Annotated in this window: 8 protein-coding genes and 1 pseudogene; all 9 read left to right on the top strand. The window is 63.8% G+C overall.

Going from position 1 to position 13,491, the window contains the following annotated elements; genetic code table 11:
* The first annotated feature begins 2 nt into the window (after positions 1-2).
* The 9 genes and pseudogenes from ACFWF1_RS25575 to ACFWF1_RS25535 all read left to right on the top strand — a co-directional run bounded on the left by ACFWF1_RS25575 (position 3) and on the right by ACFWF1_RS25535 (position 13,486).
* On the top strand, positions 3-356 hold the full coding sequence (locus ACFWF1_RS25575; RefSeq protein ID WP_135236679.1) for a DsrE/DsrF/TusD sulfur relay family protein: 354 nt from the start codon (positions 3-5) through the stop codon (positions 354-356).
* 31 nt (positions 357-387) lie between these two features.
* Complete coding sequence (locus tag ACFWF1_RS25570; protein WP_379289984.1) at positions 388-1,560, top strand: NAD(P)/FAD-dependent oxidoreductase; 1,173 nt, start codon at positions 388-390, stop codon at positions 1,558-1,560.
* A gap of 107 nt (positions 1,561-1,667) precedes the next feature.
* Positions 1,668-2,216 carry a carboxymuconolactone decarboxylase family protein gene (locus ACFWF1_RS25565; protein WP_379289982.1) on the top strand — a complete coding sequence of 183 codons (549 nt, stop codon included), beginning with the start codon at positions 1,668-1,670 and terminating at the stop codon, positions 2,214-2,216.
* 57 nt (positions 2,217-2,273) lie between these two features.
* Positions 2,274-3,500, top strand: a complete 1,227-nt coding sequence (locus ACFWF1_RS25560) for an acyl-CoA dehydrogenase family protein (RefSeq protein ID WP_379289980.1) — start codon at positions 2,274-2,276, stop codon at positions 3,498-3,500.
* 52 nt (positions 3,501-3,552) lie between these two features.
* The gene (locus tag ACFWF1_RS25555; RefSeq protein ID WP_379289978.1) at positions 3,553-4,572 is read left to right on the top strand and encodes a DUF1702 family protein; all 1,020 of its coding nucleotides are present in this window, start codon (positions 3,553-3,555) and stop codon (positions 4,570-4,572) included.
* Positions 4,569-6,551 carry a CRTAC1 family protein gene (locus tag ACFWF1_RS25550; RefSeq protein WP_379289976.1) on the top strand — a complete coding sequence of 661 codons (1,983 nt, stop codon included), beginning with the start codon at positions 4,569-4,571 and terminating at the stop codon, positions 6,549-6,551. The genes ACFWF1_RS25555 and ACFWF1_RS25550 overlap by 4 nt, the downstream gene beginning before the upstream one ends.
* 137 nt (positions 6,552-6,688) lie before the next feature.
* Complete coding sequence (locus ACFWF1_RS25545; RefSeq protein ID WP_379289974.1) at positions 6,689-7,609, top strand: enediyne biosynthesis protein; 921 nt, start codon at positions 6,689-6,691, stop codon at positions 7,607-7,609.
* Between the two features lie 3 nt (positions 7,610-7,612).
* Positions 7,613-8,782 (top strand): annotated as a pseudogene (locus ACFWF1_RS25540) (polyketide synthase); the annotation flags it as partial.
* Between the two features lie 210 nt (positions 8,783-8,992).
* On the top strand, positions 8,993-13,486 hold the full coding sequence (locus tag ACFWF1_RS25535; protein ID WP_379290030.1) for an SDR family NAD(P)-dependent oxidoreductase: 4,494 nt from the start codon (positions 8,993-8,995) through the stop codon (positions 13,484-13,486).
* The last annotated feature ends 5 nt before the right edge of the window (positions 13,487-13,491 follow it).

Here is a 13,491-nt window from a genome sequence, read left to right as displayed (position 1 = left end):
AAATGAAGTTCTTGTTTGTGCTTCACGATCCTCCATACGGCACAGAGCGGACGTATAACGGACTCCGCTGGGCGCAGCGGATGCTGGCCGGCCAGTCGAATAACGAGGTGAAAGTATTCTTCATGGGCGACTCGGTGGGTGCGGTCCGGCCCGGACAGAAGACCCCGGACGGCTACTACAACATCGAAACAATGGTCCGCAGCATCGTGGAACACGGCGGAGCCCTCGGTTCCTGTGGAACGTGCCTGGACGCACGCGGGATTCCGGACACCGATCTCGTGAAAGGAACGCATCGCTCGTCGATGCCCGAGCTCGGCCGTTGGACGGAGTGGGCGGACACCGTCATCAACGTCTGATCCACCTTTCACTTTTGGAGGACGCTTCCTCATGTCGCGAACCGTTGTAGTTCTCGGTGCTGGCACTGGCGGGTTGACCACTGCGAGCTTGTTACGAGAGATGCTCGATCCTGATGATCGGATCGTCGTTGTCGACCGCTGTTTGAAGGCGGCGCAGGGACTGTCGCTGCTGTGGATCATGCGCGGCTGGCGTAGCTCTGACCAGGTCATGCATACGCCGGATCGACTCAACAGTCTCGACGTCGATGTGGTCGAGTCCGAAGTCGGGCGAATCGATCTCGCCGGCCGAAGTGTCGTTACGGCGGCCGGCGAGATCGGCTACGACGCTCTGGTGATCGCACTCGGCGCAGAGCTGAGACCGCAAGGGCTCCTTGGATTCCCGGAAGCAGTCAGTGTTGGGCGTGCGGGGGAGTTCTACACCGTGGACGGAGCACTGGCGGTTCACGACCAGTTGAGCCGATTGCGTGGCGGTCGTTTGGCGTTCGTAGTTGCCGCGATGCCCTTCAAGTGTCCCGCTGCGCCCTACGAAGGTGCCCTTCTAGCCGCTGACTTGCTGGCGGAGCGTGGTGTTCGGGCGGACGTGGAAATCGACTTCTACACCCCGGAGCCGCTACCGATGCCGGTTGCCGGTCCAGCCGTGGGCAAACGCTTGGCGGCACTGCTCGCCGAGCGAGATATCGAGTACCACCCGTTGACGCCGATCGAGCGAGTGGATCCGGGGGGCGAGCTGCGGTTCGCGGATGGATCACGCGCCGCGTTCGACTACCTCATTGCCATCCCGCCCCACGGCGCACCACGTCCGGTTGTCGAAGCAGGCTTCAGTGCGGCCGGGTGGATCCCGGTTGATCCGCGAACCCTGACGACCGCCGAGGAGGGCGTGTGGGCGCTTGGTGATGTCGCACTCGTGACGTTGGCGAACGGCAAACCGCTGCCCAAGGCCGCGGTGTTCGCCCGCGGTCAGGCAGCGGCGGTCGCCAGCGGGGTCGCTCGATATCTCGGGATCGACATCGAGACAACCGAATTCAACGGCGATGGCTACTGCTACGTCGAGGCAGGCGGTGGCCTGGCGGCCAAAGGGGCCGGAAATTTCTACACCGAACCCGCGCCGACAGTGACGCTTACCGAGCCGTCCGCGGAGTCGCACGTCGAAAAGGAGGAGGAAGAAATCGGCTGGATCAGTCGATGGTCGGGAGCCGACGTTTAACTCGACGTTCCGCCGAGTTATGCACTGGTGGAACAACTCTCAGTACTAGGCCAGTTCCTGGGCGACGTATGCGCCTGGCTGGCCGGAAACCATTCAAGGAGCTTGGAATGCCGCACGTCACTATTCCCGCAGATCTGCCGCCGGGAACCCCCGGACTTATGCAGTACCGCCAGGAAACTGGCGGTCCGATCAGCCAACTCGCCGAGGTACTCCTCCGCAGCGAGCACAGCATGAGCAGGTCGGATCGCGAGATGATCGCTGCCTACGTATCGCAATTGAACAACTGTGAGTTCTGCGTGAGGACCCACAGTGAGGTCAGCGCCCAGCAGAGCCCAGAGGGTCGCGCCGTCGTGGACAAGGTGCTCGCCGACGTCGACAGCGCCCCGCTGACACCGAAGATGCGTGCGCTGATCACCATCGCGGAAGCCGTCGCGGAGAACGGCAAGCTCGTCAACGACGAGATGGTCGAGGCGGCTCGGACCGCAGGTGCGACAGACACCGAAATCCACGACTCGGTGCTGATATCGGCTGCCTTCTGTATGTACAACCGCTACTGCGACGGCATGGCAGCGGTCGTGCCGGAGGATCCGGCCGCCTATGTGGGCATGGCCGCGCACATCATTCGCGAGGGATACAGCCGCTGCGCTACCGGCTAGGGCGCTAGACCGCGGATCGGTGTCAGACTGTCGACTTCACCAGAACGGAACTTTGTTATGGCTTTTGCACCTGCAGCCGTTGCTGATTGGTCGGTCAGGCCGGCGATCCCGGACGGATGGATCACCCGGGCCCGTGAGGTCGCGGCGATCCTCGCGCTGGACGCTGCGGAGCGGGACCGAGCAGGAACCGCTCCGCACACCGAGATCCAATTGCTCAAGGACGCCGGGCTCGTCACGATCCTCGGCGACCGGTCGCGCGGTGGGGGCGGTCAAACCTGGTCGACAGCGTTGCGGGTATGCCGCGAGGTGTCGAAGGCCGACGGGTCGATAGGTCAGCTGCTCGGCTATCACTATCTGTGGGCTTGGGCGGTTCGCTTCTTCGGCACGTCGGCGCAGATCGACAGGTACGAGGAGCTTTACGTTAGATCGAATCTCTTCTTCGGCGGCGCGATCAACCCGCGGGACAAAGATGTCCGTGTGACAGAGCACGGTGACGAGCTGCGTCTCAACGGTCGTAAAGCGTTCGCGTCAGGTAGTGCCGTCTCCGATCTCACCTGCCTGCTAGGGACCTTCAGCGACGGCCGACCGGTATTTCTGATCGTCGACTCGAAGACGCCCGGCCTCGTCTACAACGACGACTGGGACAACATGGGGCAACGGCAAACCGAGTCGGGGAGCGTCACGATCAGCGACCTCGTCGCCCCACGGCGCGCGGTGCTCGGCGCGGCCGACAACAGCCTTGCCGCAACAGTGTTCTACAGCAGCCTTTCGCTGGTCACACTGCAGTTGATCATGACCAACCTGTACCAGGGCATATCTGAGGGCGCGATGGAGGCCGCTTCGGAGTACACACGGACGATAACCCGTCCCTGGCCCTACGGCGGCGACGACAAAGGGTCCGCGACCGAAGAGTGGTACATCCTCGAGGCCTACGGGGATTTCCGGTCGAAGTTGTGGGCGACCGAAGCCCTGATCAACCAGGTCAATGATGAGCTGTCCGGATTGTTGCACGCGGCAAGAGAATCCGTCACGCTGCCGCAGCGTGGCGAAGTGGCTGTTCGTATCTCTGCGGCCAAACAGCGAATCATCAAGGACGGACTCGAGATCACGACACGCATATTCGACGTGATGGGCGCCCGATCGACCGCTTCCCGGCACGGCTACGACCGATTCTGGCGGAACCTGCGCACGCACAGCCTGCACGACCCGGTCGCTTACAAACAGCGTGAGGTCGGTCGATATCAGTTGCTCGGCGAACTGCCGCAGCCGAGCTTCTACACCTGACGCCGACGTCCCGCTGCGAGGCCAAACCAATGGATCTAGAGGAGAGGCTGAAATGACTCCCTGGTTGCGGCGGATGCGCCGCGCTGCGCTCACCCCCGACACACGCGACGTACTGCTGGAAGTCCGGGGATTTCCCGTCGGATCCCCAGCCGCACAGGCCTGTCTCGAGACCGCGGGGCGGGCATTTCTCGAAGGTTTCGCCGTCGCCGCCGAACGCGCGACTTCCGCCGAAACCGCGACCGCTTTGTCGGAGGTCGAAGGCAACCGGCGGGGATTCGCATTCGAGGGCGCCGCAATGGCTTTAGCGATTCGCGATGCGCTGCCGATCGGGCACCGGCATCACGTCACCGACTTCATCGCGGTGGCGGATGAGCACATCTACATGCTCTACGTCGGTGTCGGCTGGGCGTTGGCGAGACTTCCGCGGCGGTTGCATCGAGCAGCAACAGTGGGCATCACCGATCCAGTTCTGGCTTGGCTGGCTCTGGATGGCTATGGATTTCACCAGGCGTATTTCAAGACCAGCAAGTACGTGGGCGAGCACTACGTGGACGCAGACCCACCGGAACTGTCGATCGCGCACGGCGACTACGCCAGAAATGCGATAGACCAGGGCATCGGTCGAGCGCTGTGGTTCGTGTCGGGTGCGGATCCAGATCTCGCGTGCGTGTTGATCGACGGATTCCCCGCGCATCGGCGCGCGGACCTATTCGCCGGGCTCGGCCTGGCAGCCACCTACGCGGGCGGGGCTACCGAATCCGAACTCACCGGCCTCGCCCAGCGCGCAGTAGACCACCGCCTGTGCCTGGCACAGGGCGCGGTCTTTGCTGCTGAAGCGCGCCGACGGGCCGCCATCACCCAACCCGCGACCACGAGAGCCGTGCGAATTCTCACCGGCCACAGCGTGATCCAAGCAGCGGATATCGCCGTCGCAACGCGTCCCACCGAGTCGACCGTCGATGGGCAGGTCGCCTACGCGGTGTGGCGCGATCGCATCCAGCGGCGATGTGCGAGCGCGGAACTCGAATACGGAACATCGTCCACGACAGCGACAGCGCAGGTCGAATCATGAAATCCCGCATAAGAATTCTCGTCCCGGCGCTCAGCGCGGTGGTGCTGTTGATCTCGGTGTTCCTGATCGGACGCGCCCAGGTCGCCACCGAGGACGCGGCTACCGTCGCGGCTGACTACAAGCTGGAGTCGATGCCGATCGCGATGCCGCCCGGCTACGACCAGGTGCCGATGAAGACTGTGCGCCAAGTGAATCCGGCTTATCAGAACATCCGGTCCTGGATCTCGTCGGTCGGCGCTTCCATCGCGATCAACGACCTCGTCGGACACGGTCGTTCCGACGGGATGTGCATCGTCGACACCCGCACCGACTCGGTGATCGTGACCTACACGCCGACCGCTGCGCCTGCTGATCAGTTCACTCCGTTCGCACTGCGACCTGACCCGCTGGTAGTGGATTCGACGATGGCACCGATGGGTTGTGCGCCTGGCGATTTCACCGGCGACGGCCAGATGGACCTGCTCGTCTACTACTGGGGGCGAACGCCGATCATCTTCCACCACAACGGGAACCAAGGTCAGCTGTCAGCAGCGTCGTACGCGCCGGTCGAGGTCGTGCCCTCGGCAAGCCCTGCCGGTCGTTACAACGGTGAACTATGGAACACCAACGCTGTCTCGATCGCGGACTTCGACGGTGACGGTCATCCCGACATCGTCTTCGGCAACTACTTCCCGAACTCGGCCGTGCTCGACCCGAATGGTCACCCCGACGTCGTCATGAACGACTCGATGTCGAACGCGAAGAACGCCGCCGGTGATCGGGTATACCGCTGGAGCGGCAACGACGCTGCCGGACTCCCGACATACGTCGAAGAAAAACAAGCTATCCCATACGCCGACGCCACCGGGTGGACGTTAGCGCTCGGTGCCGGCGACCTGACCGGCGATTTGATTCCCGAGCTCTACATCGGAAACGACTTCGGACACGATCATCTGCTGTTCAATCAATCCACGCCGGGCGCTATTCGTTTCACCACTGCGACCGGTGATCGAACATGGACCGATCCCAAATCCTTTGTGCTGGGCAATGACTCGTTCAAAGGCATGGGTGTCGATTTCGCCGACCTGTACAACCGCGGGAAATTCGACATGCTGGTCAGCAACATCACCACCCCGTGGGGCATCCAGGAGAGCAACTTCGCCTGGCGCAACGACACCGCCACACCCGACGAGATGCGTGGCGAACTCGCTGCTGGACACGCGCCGTTCTCCCAGCAGGCCCAACAACTCGGACTGGCATGGTCCGGCTGGGGTTGGGACATCAAATCCGCCGACCTACGCAACTCTGGAACTCTCGACGTGCTGCAGACGACAGGGTTCGTCAAAGGCAGTGGCGACAACCGGTGGCCTTGGCTGCAGGAACTGGCGACCAGCAACGACGTCTTGGTCCATGACCCGACGTCCTGGCCGAGGGTAACTCCCGGCGACGACATCGCCGGCGGGCACACCATGGCGTTGTACGCAAAGGGCGACAACGGCAAATACGTCAACATCACCGACCAGGTCGGCACCAACGCACCGATACCCACGCGCGGTGTCGCCCTCGCCGACACTACCGGTACCGGGACGCTCGACTTCGCAGTCGCTCGTCAGTGGGGACCGCCCGCGTTCTTCGCGAACCGGTCGCCCGGTTTGGGAAATCCGTTGGAGCTCAGCCTCTACCGGCCCGCCGAGCAATCCCGCGGTGGACCTGGTGCGGTCATCGGGCAGCCCGCCTACAACGCGACCGTCACACTGCACACCGCCGACGGCCGGACTATGCACAGCCAACTCGACGGCGGCAGCGGCCATGGCGGCAAACGCAGCTTCGACGTTCATTTCGGACTGGGCACGGCCACCGGCCCGGTTACCGCCGAAATCAACTGGATCGACAATGGCGGTGTCCGGCAACACCAGGCAGTTCAGCTGACGCCCGGCACACACGCGCTGATGCTGACCGACACCGCAACAGAGATCGACGAGGGGACCACAACACCATGACTCTGCTCAACCGGAAACCGATCGTCGGCGATCAGGCACCCGCGCCCGCAGTTGGACCTTCCACAACAAACGGCGCCGGCCCGAGCATTCGGCAGAACGCTGATCAACCGCCGGCCAAGGACTTTCGATACCTCGCATTGCGGAACTTCGCGATCTCGCTCACCGTCCTCAACATCATCGGGTACACCATCCTCGGCTTCGAACAACCGCCGCTGTGGCCAATTCTGGCGGTGCTCGCCGCTTATACGATCGACTTCGTTTTCGAGACGATTACCGCGTGGGCCCACGGCACCAAGCCGCGGTTTCTGGGCAGAGGGTTCCGCGGGGTCTACGAGTTCCTGTTGCCGGCCCATATCACCGCCATCGCGGTGAACATGCTGCTCTACGCCAACAATCAGTTCTGGCCGATCCTGTTCGCTGTCGCAGCGGCAGTCACCAGCAAGCACGTACTCCAGGCGCCGTTCGCGGGTCGGATGCGACACTTCATGAATCCCTCCAATTTCGGGATCACGGTGACGCTGCTGTGCTTCAGCGCATGGGTGAGCATCGCCCCACCCTACGAATTCGGCGAGAACCTCAATTCGATGTTCCGGATAGCGGTCCCGCTCGTCCTCCTGGTCGCGGGCACCGTAATCAACGCAACGCTGGTCCGCCGGGTGCCGCTGGTCGTCGGCTGGCTCGGTGCGTTCGTGATCCAGGCGATCGTTCGCCATGAACTGTTCGATGCCGCGCTTGTCGCGGCACTCGGCACGATGACCGGCACGGCGTTCATCCTGTTCACCAACTACATGATCACCGACCCTGGAACCACACCGTTCCCCGCCCGGGCGCAGTTCATGTTCGGTGCCTCTGCGGCGACTGTGTACGGACTTCTGATGGCCGTCGATGTCGTCTACACGCTGTTCTTCGCCGTCACGATCGTGTGTGCGATCCGGGGAAGCTACGCCTGGATCGCCCACTGGGTGCGCGCCGCTCGGCGCCGCCGAGCTGCCGGACCCGAAGTAGACGACTCCGGTCCGACACTGTCGTCCCCGGCCCCGAGTATTCAGCGAGCCTGAGCCATGCCCAGATTGGCGATTGTCGGAATGGCGTGCCGGTATCCGGACGCGGCCTCGCCCGCAGAACTGTGGGAGAACGTGCTCTCCGGACGGCGCGCGTTTCGGCCGATTCCTGATACCCGGCTCAACCGCGCGGACTACTACTCGACCGACGCCGCCGCTCCCGATCGCCACTACGCGACGCACGCCGCCGTGCTCGAAGGTTGGGTGTTCGACCGCCGTAAATATCGGGTTTCCGGCACGGCATTCAAGTCGACCGATATCTCACATTGGCTTGCGCTGGACACCGCGGCGGGCGCGCTGGATGACGCTGGATTTCCGGCCGGCGAAGGCCTGGATCGAGCTCGTACCGGTGTCGTCATCGGCAATACGCTGACCGGCGACATGTCCAGGGCTAACGCGACGCGGTTGCGGTGGCCGTACGTGCGGCGCACACTGGCGAACTCGTTGACGCGCCGGGGCTGGGACGCCGCGGACATCGGTGAATTCCTGCTCGCCTACGAGGCCGATTTCAAAGCGAGTTTCGCGCCGATCTCCGAAGACAGCCTCGCAGGCGGTCTCGCAAACACCATCGCCGGACGGATCTGTAACCACTTCGACCTCGGTGGCGGCGGCTATACCGTGGACGGCGCGTGCTCATCGTCGTTGCTGTCGGTTACCACCGCGGGTAACGCGCTGGCCGCCGGACAACTCGACGCGGTAGTCGTTGGCGGCGTTGACATCTCGATCGATCCGTTCGAATTGGTCGGATTCGCGAAGACCGGAGCGCTCGCAACGTCGGCAATGCGGGTGTACGACGAGGCCTCCAATGGTTTCTGGCCTGGTGAAGGCTGCGGCATGATCGTGCTGCTCCGCGAGGACGACGCGCTCGCGCGCGGATTGCGGAGCTACGCAACCATCGCGGGATGGGGAGTCTCGTCCGACGGTCGAGGAGGCATTACTCGACCAGACATGAACGGTCACCTCCTTGCGGTCGAACGTGCCTATCGCATGGCCGGATTCGCGGCCAACACCGTCGATTACCTCGAGGGCCACGGCACCGGCACGATGGTCGGCGATCGTGCTGAACTCGAGGTCTTCGGTCGCGCCGTGTCCGGCCGGGACAGCCGACGTCAGCGCGTCGGCATCGGTGCGGTGAAAGGGAACGTCGGGCACACCAAGGCGGCGGCAGGCATCGCGGCTTTGATCAAGACGGTCCTTGCCGTGCACCACGCAACCATTCCGCCGATCACCGGAAACCAACGGCCACATCCGCTGCTGACCACAGACTCGTTGCTAGAGCTGCCGCGCGCGGCACTGGCCTGGCCGCGCGGGGACTCTCGGCCTCCCGCCGACGAACCAGCTGGGCCGAGAAGTGGCGCGGTCTCGCCACGCCGAGCCGGTATGTCCGCGCTCGGTTTCGGCGGCATCAACGCTCACGTTGTCGTCGAAAGCAGTCAGCCACCCGTACCGATCGACGCGGAACTCGGCCGGCGACTTGCCCATAGCAAGCAGGACTGTGAACTCTTCGTACTGTCCGAAGCGACGCCGCAACGGCTCGAAACTCGACTACGCGAGATGAGCGCGTTAGCAGCGCAATGCTCGTTCGCTGAACTCGGGGACCTCTCGATCGCACTCGCGCGCAGCGACGCTCACGAACCGTACAAGGCCGCGGTCGTCGCATCGGACCAGGCGCAGGCGGCAGCCCGCATCAGCGAGCTGGCTACCGCGCTCGGTGCCGGACAGACAACGGTATTCATGCCGGAGCGGGGACAATTCCTTGCCGCTCCGCCAAGGACCGCGCCTCGGATCGGCCTGTTGTTCCCAGGACAAGGAGTCGCCAGTCTGGGCGACGGTGGCACTGCCGCGCAGCGGTTCGAGGTGGTCGCAGACCTGTACCGAGCAACCGGGCAACACCCGGCAGGGACAACCACGAAGGACGCTCAACCACGCATCGTCACCGCGTCATTGGCAGGGCTGCGGCTACTGCGTCAGGCAGGGGTCGTGGTGGTCGGCTGTGTCGGGCACAGCCTTGGTGAGCTCACCGCCTTGCACTGGGCCGGCGTATTCAACGAAACACAAGTCGTGACCGCGGCGGCGGTTCGCGGTGCGGCGATGCAATCTGCTGCGGCAGCCAAACCCGGTACTATGGCGTCGATTTCCGCCGCGTCGAGCACCGTGGCAGCACTGTTGAACGGTGGATCCGTCGTGATCGCGGGATACAACGGTCCCCGCCAGACGGTTATCTCCGGTACGGCGTCCGACGTCAATGCGGTGGTGGACCGAGCGCGCGCCGCGGGGCTGCACTGCCAGGAGATCGCGGTCTCGCATGCTTTCCATTCGCCTCTGGTCGGTGCGGCAGCGGAGAAGTTCCGGGCGTATCTCGACAAGGCGGAGATTCGAGATATCGAGCGTGGGGGCGTGTACTCGACCGTAACGGGGGCAGCGCTCAGTGCGAGCTCGAACGTCATCGAGTTGCTGGAGCGCCAGATTCTGGCGCCGGTCCGATTCGCATCGGCGTTGACAAAGCTTGCCGCGAGTTGCGATCTGCTGATCGAGGTGGGGCCCGGTCGCCTATTGTCCGGGCTGGCGACCGACGTCGCACCCAGTGTGCCAGTGGTGGCGATGGACACCGACTCCGACTCGTTGGTCGGCATCCTGCAGACGCTGGCCGCCTGCTACGTGATTGGGGCGAATCCTGATCTCGGCCGTCTCGCCGCAGAGCGCTTCTGCCGGGCAATGCCTTCGAATAAGCAGTTCAGCTTCATCGAAAGCCCTTGTGAGCTAGCACCAGAGGCGGCGTACCTCGTCGATCCGGCGGTGGCCGACACTGCCCCAACCGCTGTCACCAACGATCAAGAACCTCGGGCTACCAAGTCCGCGTTGTACGCACTACGGACTCTGCTCGCTGAACGCACCGAACTTCCCGTCACCGATATAACACCTGATACACACCCGTTGGACGACCTGCACTTGAGCAGTATCACGATCACGCAGGTGGTCGGTGACGCAGTCCGAATGCTGGGTCTTCGAACGCCAGAGCCCACCACGAACGTCGCGACCGCGACCGTCGGACATCTCGCCGAGGCGATTGAGGAAGCCGCGCGCATCGGTGATGTCCATCCTCGCGATGATCTCGCTGGTATCGACGCCTGGACTCGAAGCTTCGTTGTCGAGCACATTGCGCGTCCACGGCGGCGGACACCGCCGACCGGCGAAGGACCTGGCAGGTGGGAAGTGCATGCGGCGCAAGACGATCCGCTCGCTGCTGTACTGCTCGGACAGCTGGAAGCCGCGCCCATCGGCGACGGAGTGCTCCTAGTGTGCGGAAGCTCCGACGACAACATGCAAGTCGAATCGAAGCGGATGCTGATCGCCGGGCAAACAGCGATCCAGCGGGGAAAGCGGTTGGTGGTTATCGACACAGGCCGCGGAGCCAGCGCTCTTGCCAAGACAGTTCACTTGGAAAACTCAACGGTCAGAACGACAGTCGTTCATTTCTCCACTCCGCTGCCGGCGGACACTGCCGCGGAACTTGTGCTGGCGGAGGTGTTGTCGACCACGACGTTCGTCGAGGTCGAATATGACGGCCTCGGCAACCGCGCCGAGCCGGTACTACGCGAACTCGAGACCGGCGAGGAGCCGCTCCCGGTCGGCGGCGGCGACGTCGTCCTCGTTACCGGTGGTGGCCACGGGATCACAGTTGAGTGCGCACTCGCGCTGGCCGGCCGAAGCAGTTGCGCGCTGGCCCTTATCGGTCGACGCGACATCGATGACGCCGAGGTCGCCGCTAACCTGGCGCGGATGCGCGACGCGGGCATCACCACGAACTACTACCGTGCCGACGTCACCGACCGAACAGCGGTCGCGGCTGCGATCGCCGACATTGCGGGTGATCTCGGCCCGGTCACTGGGATCCTGCACGGCGCAGGGGTGAATGCACCAGCCCTGATCTCAGCTCTCACTCCCGAGGAATTCGGCGCTACCGTCGCCGCAAAGGTCGACGGCCTTACGCACGTCATCGAGGCAGTCGACGCTTCGCAGCTGCGTCTGATCGTGGGCTTCGGAAGCATCATCGGCCGAGCCGGACTCCGCGGGGAAGCTCACTACGCTGTTGCGAACGATTGGCTGCGCAACTCCATCGATGTTCTCGATAAACGGCTGCCGAACTGTCGTTGCCTGACAATCGAATGGTCGATCTGGGCCGGAGCCGGCATGGGAGAGCGGCTGGGCGTGCTGAATGCCCTTACCCGCGAAGGCATTGAGGCAATCCCGACCGATGTCGGCGTCGAGATCATGCTCGACCTGCTTCGAACGCCGTCCTGTCCTTCCGCTGTCGTGGTGCTCGGCAGAACCGGCGAGCTGCCGACGATCGCATTCGAGGATGTCGAGTTGCCGCTGCTGCGCTTCCTCGAGCGGCCCAGGCTTCATTTCCCGGGGATCGAACTCGTCGCGGAAGCCGACCTCTCGGTCAGCAGCGACCCTTATCTCGCCGACCATCAGTTGTCCGGCGACATGCTTTTTCCCGCTGTCATGGGGATGGAAGCGATGGCCCAGGCCGCAGTCGCGCTGCTGGGCGACTCGGAGCCGATCGAGCTGCGTGACGTCGAGTTCCTGCGTCCGATCGTGGTTTCCGGCGAAGGCGCGACGACCATTCGGACCGTCGCGCTGCGGCGTGGCGGCGAAGTACGGATCGCGATACGCTCGGCCACGACGGCGTTCCAGACTGACCACTTCCGGGCGATGTGTCGGAATGGAAACGCCGGAACGGACGAGGATGCGGGGGTATCCGTTGAACCGGCCGACTTGGTCGATGACAGTTGTCCACTGATCACCATGGACGTCGAAGCCGAATTCTATGACCGGATCATGTTCCACGGTCCCCGATTCCGCAGTGTCCGTGACTACCGGTATATCGCGGCGCAGCGATGTGTCGCTGATATAGAGGCCGACGAAATGCCTTGGTTCGTGGAAACCCAGCCAGGTCGCTTGGTGCTGGGTGATCCCGCCGCCAGGGATGGGTTCATGCATGCGATCCAGGTATGTGTTCCCGACGCAACGCTGCTTCCGACCCGGATCGGGTCCGTGCGGGAATTCCGCGGGGACAACGAGATTGGGAAGCTCAGGCTTGTCGCCGTCGAGCGGTCGAGCAATGCCGGCAGGTACGTGTACGACGTCGTCGTCCGCGATCAGGAACAGAACCTGGTGGCGGTATGGGAACAACTGGAGCTGACTGCGGTCGCCGCGATCGAACCCGCCGACGGCTGGACTCCGGAACTCGTGGCGCCGATCCTGACTCGCCGCTTGAACAGTCTGCTGTCAGAGCCCTTGCAGATGGCCCTTGTTCGAGACGTAGACCATGATCGGGCGTCGGCGCGGACAGCGATGGGTGTGGGCTCGCGCCGGATCCCCAGTCGGCGTGCGGCGAGTGAACGTGCGCTGGCAGCGGCATCGGGTGGGCTGGTGAACCTGCACCACCGCGCCGATGGCCGGCCCGAAATGCCGGGTAAAAACATCAGTGTCTCGCACGGAACCGGCCTGACACTTGCTGTCATTGCCGAGCGACCTATCGGCTGCGACCTGGAGCCGGTCGACGAACGGACTGCGGAACAGTGGCACGATCTGCTCGGAATGTCGGGCGTCGCGCTCGCCCAGATGTGCGGCGACGTGGGCAACGAAGCATTCGCCACCGCGGCGACACGAGTGTGGAGCGCCCGCGAAGCGGTGTCCAAGCTGGGTGTGACGGTCAATCGGCCACGCCTGACGTTCGAGAGCCGAGACACCCCACCGGGTTGGCTCGCGATGCGGCATGGCCGTGATCTCGTCTGGTCGGTCGTCATCACGCTGGCCATGCCGGCGCCGGTGACGGTTGTCGTCGCCGTCGCCCAGAAGGGGTGAAAAGG

Origin of the sequence: Nocardia sp. NPDC060255 (genome assembly GCF_042727395.1) — a bacterium.
Taxonomy (GTDB): Bacteria; Actinomycetota; Actinomycetes; order Mycobacteriales; family Mycobacteriaceae; genus Nocardia.
This window is presented reverse-complemented; position numbering and strand designations above follow the sequence as displayed.

Excerpts from the sequence above, each read along its gene's own strand:
- ACFWF1_RS25565 (WP_379289982.1), top strand. The coding sequence starts at position 1,668 with ATGCCGCACGTCACTATTCCCGCAGATCTGCCGCCGGGAACCCCCGGA.
- ACFWF1_RS25535 (WP_379290030.1), top strand. The coding sequence starts at position 8,993 with ATGTCCGCGCTCGGTTTCGGCGGCATCAACGCTCACGTTGTCGTCGAA.
- ACFWF1_RS25555 (WP_379289978.1), top strand. The coding sequence starts at position 3,553 with ATGACTCCCTGGTTGCGGCGGATGCGCCGCGCTGCGCTCACCCCCGAC.
- ACFWF1_RS25550 (WP_379289976.1), top strand. The coding sequence starts at position 4,569 with ATGAAATCCCGCATAAGAATTCTCGTCCCGGCGCTCAGCGCGGTGGTG.
- ACFWF1_RS25560 (WP_379289980.1), top strand. The coding sequence starts at position 2,274 with ATGGCTTTTGCACCTGCAGCCGTTGCTGATTGGTCGGTCAGGCCGGCG.
- ACFWF1_RS25570 (WP_379289984.1), top strand. The coding sequence starts at position 388 with ATGTCGCGAACCGTTGTAGTTCTCGGTGCTGGCACTGGCGGGTTGACC.
- ACFWF1_RS25575 (WP_135236679.1), top strand. The coding sequence starts at position 3 with ATGAAGTTCTTGTTTGTGCTTCACGATCCTCCATACGGCACAGAGCGG.